General features: G+C 39.7%; 8 protein-coding genes. 5 read left to right on the forward strand and 3 right to left on the reverse strand.

Going from position 1 to position 7,951, the window contains the following annotated elements; all coding sequences use genetic code 11:
* The first annotated feature begins 422 nt into the window (after positions 1–422).
* The 4 genes from Q0C19_RS09290 (at position 423) to Q0C19_RS09305 (ending at position 3,225) form a co-directional block, all read left to right on the forward strand.
* The gene (locus Q0C19_RS09290; RefSeq protein WP_295055350.1) at positions 423–785 is read left to right on the forward strand and encodes a metalloregulator ArsR/SmtB family transcription factor; all 363 of its coding nucleotides are present in this window, start codon (positions 423–425) and stop codon (positions 783–785) included.
* 158 nt (positions 786–943) lie between these two features.
* A complete protein-coding gene (locus tag Q0C19_RS09295) occupies positions 944–2,194 on the forward strand; it encodes an EAL domain-containing protein (protein WP_295055352.1) in 1,251 nt (416 codons plus the stop codon).
* A 76-nt stretch (positions 2,195–2,270) separates the two neighbouring features.
* Positions 2,271–2,522 carry a hypothetical protein gene (locus Q0C19_RS09300; RefSeq protein WP_295055354.1) on the forward strand — a complete coding sequence of 84 codons (252 nt, stop codon included), beginning with the start codon at positions 2,271–2,273 and terminating at the stop codon, positions 2,520–2,522.
* 247 nt (positions 2,523–2,769) lie between these two features.
* Positions 2,770–3,225: a globin gene (locus Q0C19_RS09305; RefSeq protein WP_295055356.1), complete on the forward strand. Its 456-nt coding sequence runs from the start codon at positions 2,770–2,772 to the stop codon at positions 3,223–3,225.
* Here the strand turns inward: Q0C19_RS09305 and Q0C19_RS09310 are convergent, their stop codons facing one another.
* Positions 3,226–4,731 carry an FAD-dependent oxidoreductase gene (locus Q0C19_RS09310; protein ID WP_295055358.1) on the reverse strand — a complete coding sequence of 502 codons (1,506 nt, stop codon included), beginning with the start codon at positions 4,729–4,731 and terminating at the stop codon, positions 3,226–3,228.
* Positions 4,732–4,861: 130 nt separating this feature from the next.
* On the opposite strand from Q0C19_RS09310, the gene Q0C19_RS09315 reads away from it, so the two are divergent.
* Positions 4,862–6,130 (forward strand): citrate synthase, encoded by a 1,269-nt coding sequence (locus Q0C19_RS09315; protein ID WP_295055360.1) that lies wholly within the window; start codon positions 4,862–4,864, stop codon positions 6,128–6,130.
* An 18-nt stretch (positions 6,131–6,148) separates the two neighbouring features.
* On the opposite strand, the gene Q0C19_RS09320 is transcribed toward Q0C19_RS09315, so the two are convergent.
* Both Q0C19_RS09320 and Q0C19_RS09325 read right to left on the reverse strand, forming a co-directional pair.
* Positions 6,149–7,687: an HD domain-containing phosphohydrolase gene (locus Q0C19_RS09320; RefSeq protein ID WP_295055362.1), complete on the reverse strand. Its 1,539-nt coding sequence runs from the start codon at positions 7,685–7,687 to the stop codon at positions 6,149–6,151.
* A 9-nt stretch (positions 7,688–7,696) separates the two neighbouring features.
* Positions 7,697–7,951 (reverse strand): HAMP domain-containing sensor histidine kinase (locus Q0C19_RS09325; protein WP_295055364.1); only part of this gene is annotated, 255 nt, incomplete at its 5' end.

The raw sequence follows: 7,951 nt of genomic DNA on the forward strand, positions 1-7,951 counted from the left end.
GCGCAGCAAGAAACAGATGGTTAGCGTCCTACATCGCTATTGTTTCGCTAGAGGCCTAGAGTAATCTAGGCAGTAGATTAATTATCACTTTATCCAGAACCCGGCTTACGTTGTACCTACCTACATTCCTCCACTTCTCTTTTGTAAACTATTAGTGGTGCAAAAAATGCAACACAGATGCAACAGTACCGAGATACTATTAGTCATGACTTTACGTAAGTAGATCTTAATAGTGTATTGATAAAAAAGTTAACATTTTATAACATTTGTATTGAAAAAGTCCCTAAAATGCTTGATTTGCTTACTTTTAATAGAACTTAAAATTTCGTAGTCAATTCATATAGCGTTTGCTTCCAATACAAATGTTATATACAATCATAGTAATATATTATATATAAGTGTTAGGATACAAAAGGAGGGGTATGTCTTTTATTGATAAAAGGAAAATGTCGTTTGACGAAAAAGTAGATATTTATAAAGCTCTTGGGAATAAAACAAGACTTGAAATTTTTGAACAGATATTATCGAACGGTGACAAAAGCGTCCATAAGAACGGAATGATGTGCATCACTGAGATTGCCGCATTGTTCACGTATTCTATGCCAACTATTTCGGCACATATTGACATTCTCCGAAAAGCAGGGTTGATCATGAGTTTTAAAGATGGAAAAAAAATCTATGTTGATGTCGATATCGAAAAATGCAAAAAACTCTATGATGCTTTTAGCGGTTCGATTTTGTCATACGAAGAAAAAAAATTGAGTCAGAATTCAGTTCAAAACTGATTTTCAGAAATTTACTAAACCTACAATCCTCAAAAAAAATAAAAAAACATTCATAAAAAGTAACTTTTTTAACACAATTAGTCAATTAGCTAATTAATTAAGTATATATATTCGTTTCATTTGCTATGCTATACGTCATATTAAATCGTAGGCTCTTTATGCAAAATATCTTTATCGGACGACAACCCATTATTGATTTGAACGGACATCTTCACGGCTATGAGTTACTGTTTCGTCAAAGTTTTGACAATTATGCTGCCCCAATATCTTGTAATACGCAGGCGACATGCCGTGTTTTAGTCAATGCTCTCAATAACTTCGGATCACGAAAACTTCTCGGTAAACATTACGGCTTTATCAATATTGATCATACTTTTTTTAACACGCCTCTGTTTGATGCCATCCCTGCGGATAAATTTGTTCTGGAAATCTTAGAGAATACTCTTGTGGATACTGAATTTGTAACCAATGTAAAAAATCTTAAAGAGCAAGGGTATTCATTTGCCTTGGATGATATGGATCTTAGCGAAGAGATGATTGTACGGTTTGAACCTGTATTCAAGTATTTGTCTTACGTTAAAATCGATCTGTTCGCCGCAAGCAAAGAGATAATAGACGAAAAAATCAACTTATTTGAACACTATGAAGGGATAAAACTCCTTGCCGAGAAAGTAGAAACGATCGAAGATTACGAGTATTATAAAAAATCAGGATTCACCTATTTTCAAGGCTATTTTTATGAAAAACCTACCGTATTTTCACAAAAAAAATTCGATCCGTCCCATCGAGTGCTTTTGGAAGTTATCGCGTTGATCGATTCAAATGCGGATATAAAAGAGTTAGAATCAAAACTTTTAATTTGTCCCCATTTGATTATAAATCTTTTGAAATATATTAACTCCGTTGCAATAGGGGTCAAAGAGCCTATTTCTTCTTTGCGTCATGCCATGGCATTGCTCGGAAGACAATCGTTAAAACAGTGGATTTTGTTATTTCTCTATGCAGATGCAATCGGGCCGATGTTTTCAGAACCTATTCTTTTATCGGCACTGTTTCGCGGAAAAATGATGAGTTGTTTAGCCTCGTGTACGGATACATCAATCCATGAAGAAGCTTTTTTAGCAGGGTTGCTTTCATTGTTTGACGTCATGTTTGGATTGCCTATGAACGAGGTACTTAGCGGGATTCATCTCAATGATTCTATTTTATCCGCATTAATTGATAACGAGGGGATACTCGGGGATATGCTTGCTTTGGTCGTATCTATTGAGGACGAGAGTTTTTCTGATATTCAAGAGAAAATAAAAAACCTGAATCTTGACGAAGATAAATTAAGTGCAATGGCGACGGAAAGTTATAATTGGTCAAATGATTTTTATGAGGAACATTTTGCTGATATAATCGTTTAATACTGCGGATTGAAGAGCTTACGTGAGATATAATACCGTACTTACATGACTTTATACTAAATAAGAGGATTTTCAAATGAATGAACAAATGCTAATAGAGTTACAACACCATATTTCCCAAGTTATCGGGGATCACACGGCAAAAATGGCGATAGCATTGAATAACTATGTTCTCGATACCGCAGCATCAACAGCAATCTATGCGATTGAAAAATCAACGGGAAATAAACTTTCCAATGATGAGAAAGATAAAATCCTAGCTTCGATTATGAGTGCAATGGATGGAAAGCTTGAGTATTATATGCAACAAGCATACGCTGCAGAGTGATTTTTAAATCATTCGCATAATCCCTCACGTTTAAATCCCTTATCGTTACTTTTACTTTACTTATGAATAGGAATGAATCTTGCTTGTAGCTGATCATATACTCGTTCAAGGAAGTCTTATGACAATTACTTTGTACAGCGCCTATTCAGACGTATTAGAAATGATCGAATCTTTTTTCGGTATTTGGGCAGAAGAACTTTTTTAATCCGGTAACCCTTAGGGGGACTGAGAAAAGGATGTAACCAAAATGGACTTTACCATCAAAGAGAGTACATTAGGCGTCGATTCCCCGATAGTCAAACCCAATACGGGGTTTTTTACTCAAGTGGGTGAAACGCGTTTGCGAAAACTTGTCGATGATCATTACGAGAATATTCGCAACAGCGATATTGCCTTTATGTTTCCGGTTGATTACGAAGATGAGTATGCGAAGGTAAAAAAACACGCAGCCGATTTTTTCATACAGATATGCGGTGGCCCCGATTATTTTGCTCAGACACGAGGAGATCCTCGTATGCTGGCACGTCATCAGAGATTTCGAATCGATGAGCGAGGGCGCCGAATCTGGCTTAGTTCTTTTGCTTCACTTCTCCCCCTTCTCGAAGAAGAAGGGATAAAACCGGAATACATTCAATCCTTTTGGAATTATCTGGAGCGATTCTCAACTCTTCTCGTCAATATGCCTGCCCCAACTAAGGGGTAATTATTTTTTTCTCCACAAACTGTGCGGTCGTTGCCAAAAGGATTCGTTCGGTTTTCCTACATGAATTTCTTCAAAATACTCTTTTTCATGGGCATTCATTGCCTCTCGAATTGCATTGACGGTCCGTTTTTGAGCTTCTATCGGCGCAGAGAGGACACAGTACTCTCCATCGGTAAGTTCGTTGTTAAATCGTTCTTCATCAAATGTTTTTCCTAAATACTGAACGATGTAGCGCAGATCGCGCTCCGCATTTCCCAGACAGCTTGTTGCCCCGGGGGAGGGGGTCATATTAAAAATAATTCCTTCTCCTGTATTAATTGAGGCTTCTCCAAGGAGAAGTTTTTGCTGTTTTTTATCAATAACCTGCGGGCGTACTCCCCCGAAACCATGAGCGTATTCAAACTCATCAAGTTGAAGGGACGGGACAATTTTGCGGGCATCGTGTAAAAAAAGACGTTTATTAAACCATGGAATTTCAAAGAGAAAATTGCGAAAGATATAGTTGCGAATATCGCTTTCGCGGAGGAGTTTCCACAAGGCTATAACCACATTTCGATCCAGTCTCAAGGTTTTCCAAAAATCGAGGTAGGTTCCTCCGGTAAATCGTTCGAGTTTGGGGAGGACGAGGGCGGTGGGCCCGAAACGGGTATTTCCGTCTGCAAGAATATCGGGATCGCCGTGCAGTGCTGCAAACGGGAGTTTCGGATTTTGGATCATGTAGACTTTGCCGTTAAGGATATGTTTGGACGTGAGGTAAAAACTTCCCGCTACCGGAAGACAACCGTAATCATGACCGTAACCCATGCCATGTGCGAGATAAAGACTGTGTGCGCCTGCGTCGGTGACAATAAAATCAGCGGTATAGTTACCCTCCGGAGTACGAACCGTATAGCCGCGTACGGGATTTTTTTCGATGCTGAGTACTGGCGCGTTTAAAAACAGATCTACCGTCGTATCGGGTTCATTTTTGGCGTTAGAGATAAACGATTGTGCCATTTTTCCGTAGTCTACCGTCGTCCATTGCCCCTGAGTTCCGATTCCGACAATGGTCTCTTGGCGTTCCTTTCCCTCTTCATCAAATATGACGCGGGGTTCTAGCAGTTTGAGCTTCTCTTTGTCCCATACCTCTAGATAGGGAAAGAGTTCGGAAAACTCTTCATAGCGGCTTAGCAGGAATTCCACCTCTTCGTCGCCGATACCGAGAGCCATTTTTTGGTGGGAAAAAATAATACTGTTCTGATAGCTGTGCTGCAGACAATATTTTTCGACCATTTTGGCGGTTCGTTTGGTAATGGCTGCTTTGGCGAGGGTATAGTTGGTTTCGATATCACCGACATGGATCGTTTGGGAATTAGCTGTCCCTTTGGAGTTTAATGTCGCAACGGCACCGTATTTCTCAACAATGGCGATTTTAGAGACATCGGTATATCGCGCAAGTTCGTAAGCGAGAGCGCACCCCGATATTCCCGCTCCGACGATAAGAACTTCATAGTGGCGATCATTCATGTGATCCTTTCGATTGAGTGAGAGATAGAGTTATTTTATACTATTAACATGAAAAAAAAGGGTACTAGCGGAAATATTACACTAAAAAATGCTATATTACCTCTATAATGAAAATCAAAAAGGAAAAGGTATGAGCACTGTTACCCTTACCGATAACCGTACCGGAAAAAGCTATGAATTTTCGATTCTTAGTCCGAGTATGGGACCCGATGTGATCGATGTACGCTCGCTTTACAAAGAGACGGGGATGTTTACCTACGATCCGGGATTTACCTCCACGGCGAGTTGCAGCTCTGCTATTACCTACATCGACGGTGAAAAGGGGGAGTTGCTGTATCGCGGATATGATATTAGTGATTTAGCAACCAAAAAAAGCTATTTGGATGTTGCCTATCTACTTCTTATGGGTAAACTTCCCAATGAAACCGAACGTGCATCTTTCGATATGGAATTACGTAAGCGTTCTTTTGTTCATGAAGGACTCAAACGGCTCTTTGACGCATTTCCGGACAAAGCGCATCCGATGGCGATGATGTCTTCGGCAGTGTCAGCCCTTTCGACGTTTTATTTTGAGCATCTGAATGTAAAAAATGATGAAGAAGCTCAGGTTATGGCGCGTCGTATTATTGCGAAGATTCCGACACTTGCGGCATTTACCCACCGACGAATGTTTGGTATCCCGTATATCTATCCCGATATTGAACGCCCTTTTACTGAAAATTTTCTCTACATGCTGCGCGCTTATCCGGGAGAAAACTTGGAAATACGCGATGTTGAAGTTAAAGCGCTCGATACTATTTTCACCCTTCATGCCGATCACGAGCAAAATGCTTCTACCTCGACCGTACGTGCCGTTGCTTCAACGGGAGCGCATCCGTATGCTTCTTTGTCTGCCGGGATCAATGCACTGTGGGGAAGGGCGCATGGCGGGGCAAACGAGTCGGTGATCGCTCAGCTTGAGTACATCGGAAGTTTGGATAAGGTGGATGATTTTATAGCACGGGCGAAAGATCCGAACGATGATTTTAAATTGATGGGATTCGGACATAGGGTCTATAAAAACTTTGATCCCCGTGCCAAAATCCTTAAAAACCTTCTTGATCAGCTCAAAGATGAGCTTGGGGTGAACAATGATTTACTTAAAATTGCGGAGAGAATCGAACAAATTGCCTTAAGTGATGACTATTTTATTCAGCGTAAACTTTATCCCAATATCGATTTTTATTCAGGTCTCATTTTGACCGCCTTAAAAATTCCGAAATCGATGTTTACGATTATCTTTGTCATAGGTCGCTCCGTAGGCTGGGTTACGCAATGGATTGAACTTAAAAACGATCAGGAGATGAAAATTGCTCGTCCCAGACAGCGTTATATCGGAGAAGAAAAAAGAGTATTGTAGTGTTATGCCTATTTGATATCAGACATTACAGTTTTCAGGGAGAGAGCATTTTTGTAAGTCTTTGTACGTATTGATCGTTTCATTGGGTAAATCGAGATGCTTATGCTCACAATAAAGATTGTTTTGTCTCAATAGCGGTATGGTATTGATGTGCGTAATATCAATCTCTTGATGGGATGCTTTCAAGAGTGCAAAATCATCGCCAAAAATACGAAAAATTTGAAAGTCGGAAAATTCAGATTCTAAATAGCTACTAAATTGACTTAACAATATATCCCCTTCGCTCCATCCGTATTGCTGATTGTAGGATGTAAAATTTTTGATATTAATCAAATGCAAACATATATTTTCATTTTTCTCTTTGCTTTTTCTAAGAATAAAATCAAGATAGTCGTGATTGTATAGATGGGTTAAAGGATCTTTATAAAAGTAGGCAAAACGTTCATCCTCGATGTACGAATGGGGTTCTTGATTGACATTCTCATCAACATCGATTAATGTTAAAACATCCAGTGCGATCTCAATGACTTTTGGATCATACCATATACCGCTTAGCTCTCGTAATTCGGCGATTGCTTCGGACCCCGTTTTTTTCGATTTATAGATTCGGCCGGTAGTCATGGCGTCAAACGCATCGGCCACTGCCATGATCCGTGCGGGCATAGGAATCTCTTCACCTTTTAGAAATCTCGGATAGCCGCTTCCGTCATAATGTTCGTGATGGGCATAGATAATATCGACAAATTTACTGTACATAGGGACTTCAGAGAGAATCTCGTACCCAGCCGTAACATGGTTTTTGATTAAAGAATATTCATTGTTCGTTAATTTTCCCGGCTTTAGTAAAATGGCATCGGGGGTGATGATTTTTCCGATATCGTGTAATATTCCCGCCTGATAAATCAATTCAGATTCTTCTTGGGTACATCCCATGGCTTCGGCAATTTTTTGAGAATAGAGGGCTACTCGTTCACTGTGTCCGCCCGTGTAGGTATCTCGTCCTTCTATCATTTTAACCAAAGAACGGATTACATGATCATAGTTGGATACCTGTTGATCTTGTAGGAGCCGTACTTTTTCGGTCCGTTCGTTTACCATTGTTTCAAGTTGGGATTTATACATCTCATTTTCGCGAAATGCATTGAGTTTATCAATGGAGAGTTCCAGTACTGTCAACACCTGATTAAAATCAATCGGTTTTATCAGATATCCGGTTACCCCTAATTGTATGCATTGCGATAAAATTTCGGAATCGGTGTCGGCGGAGAGGACAATAATCTCTTGTTTTTCACTGTGCAGACGGATATTTTTAATCAGTTCTAAGCCGTTCATTTTCGGCATAAGCATATCGGTTAGGACAATATCGTATGCATTGTGTAAATATTTATCCAGTGCCTCTACACCGTTGGCTGCGGTTTCAATATGGTCAAAGATTTTACTAAGGAAGAGGGTGGCTTTTTCCCGCAGACCAATTTCGTCTTCAACGTAAAGAATCGTAAATTCTTTTGTTTTTACTTTGAGTGATTCGACTTTTTTCTTCAGAAGTTCAATATCCATGATCAACCTTTAATTTTCTTCTCCCGTTTGATGCTCGGAAGTGCTATTGTATTTTTTCAATAATCGGACTTTAAAACATGCTCCGCCGTCTTTATTGTTTGAGGCTTCAATACAGCCGTGAAGATGCTCTTCAATAATCATTTTAGACATATACAGCCCCAATCCGGTCCCCGTTTTTTCATCTTTAGTAGAGAAATAGGGATCAAATACTTTTGGTAAAATCGCTGTATCAATTCCACCGCCGTTATCGCAAATTTCACTGTT

Source organism: Sulfuricurvum sp. (assembly GCF_023250475.1).
Classification (GTDB): Bacteria; Campylobacterota; Campylobacteria; order Campylobacterales; family Sulfurimonadaceae; genus Sulfuricurvum.

Excerpts from the sequence above, each read along its gene's own strand:
- Q0C19_RS09300 (WP_295055354.1), top strand. The coding sequence starts at position 2,271 with ATGAATGAACAAATGCTAATAGAGTTACAACACCATATTTCCCAAGTT.
- Q0C19_RS09310 (WP_295055358.1), bottom strand. The coding sequence starts at position 4,731 with ATGAATGATCGCCACTATGAAGTTCTTATCGTCGGAGCGGGAATATCG.
- Q0C19_RS09295 (WP_295055352.1), top strand. The coding sequence starts at position 944 with ATGCAAAATATCTTTATCGGACGACAACCCATTATTGATTTGAACGGA.
- Q0C19_RS09320 (WP_295055362.1), bottom strand. The coding sequence starts at position 7,687 with ATGGATATTGAACTTCTGAAGAAAAAAGTCGAATCACTCAAAGTAAAA.
- Q0C19_RS09305 (WP_295055356.1), top strand. The coding sequence starts at position 2,770 with ATGGACTTTACCATCAAAGAGAGTACATTAGGCGTCGATTCCCCGATA.
- Q0C19_RS09315 (WP_295055360.1), top strand. The coding sequence starts at position 4,862 with ATGAGCACTGTTACCCTTACCGATAACCGTACCGGAAAAAGCTATGAA.
- Q0C19_RS09290 (WP_295055350.1), top strand. The coding sequence starts at position 423 with ATGTCTTTTATTGATAAAAGGAAAATGTCGTTTGACGAAAAAGTAGAT.